Raw genomic sequence first — 942 nt, forward strand, 5'->3', positions numbered from 1 at the left:
GGATGTGGAGTCGCAGAGACAACCAGGAGGTTGGCTTAGAAGCAGCCACCCTTGAAAGAGTGCGTAATAGCTCACTGGTCAAGTGATTCCGCGCCGACAATGTAGCGGGGCTCAAGCGTACCGCCGAAGTCGTGTCATTCCAGCATTAAGGGCCAACGCCTGCTGGGATGGGTAGGGGAGCGTCGTGTGCCGGGTGAAGCAGCCGCGGAAGCGAGTTGTGGACGGTTCACGAGTGAGAATGCAGGCATGAGTAGCGATACACACGTGAGAAACGTGTGCGCCGATTGACTAAGGGTTCCTGGGTCAAGCTGATCTGCCCAGGGTAAGTCGGGACCTAAGGCGAGGCCGACAGGCGTAGTCGATGGACAACCGGTTGATATTCCGGTACCCGCTTTGAAACGCCCAATACTGAATCAGGCGATGCTAAGTCCGTGAAGCCGGCCCGATCTCTTCGGAGTTGAGGGTAGTGGTGGAGCCGACGAACCAGACTTGTAGTAGGTAAGCGATGGGGTGACGCAGGAAGGTAGTCCAGCCCGGGCGGTGGTAGTCCCGGGGTAAGGGTGTAGGGCGTGTGATAGGCAAATCCGTCACACATGTGCCTGAGACCTGATGCCGAGCCGATTGTGGTGAAGTGGATGATCCTATGCTGTCGAGAAAAGCCTCTAGCGAGTTTCATGGCGGCCCGTACCCTAAACCGACTCAGGTGGTCAGGTAGAGAATACCGAGGCGTTCGGGTGAACTATGGTTAAGGAACTCGGCAAAATGCCCCCGTAACTTCGGGAGAAGGGGGGCCATCACTGGTGATTGGATTTWCTCCATGAGCTGGGGGTGGCCGCAGAGACCAGCGAGAAGCGACTGTTTACTAAAAACACAGGTCCGTGCGAAGCCGTAAGGCGATGTATACGGACTGACGCCTGCCCGGTGCTGGAACGTTAAGGGGAC

The 942-nt window shown here is 57.2% G+C and carries 1 rRNA gene; it reads left to right on the forward strand.

Annotation, left to right across the window (positions count from 1 at the left end):
• A 23S ribosomal RNA gene (locus tag AC1DUE_RS19975) occupies positions 1–942 on the forward strand; the annotation flags it as partial.

The organism is Cellulomonas sp. P4_A2 (assembly GCF_056402515.1).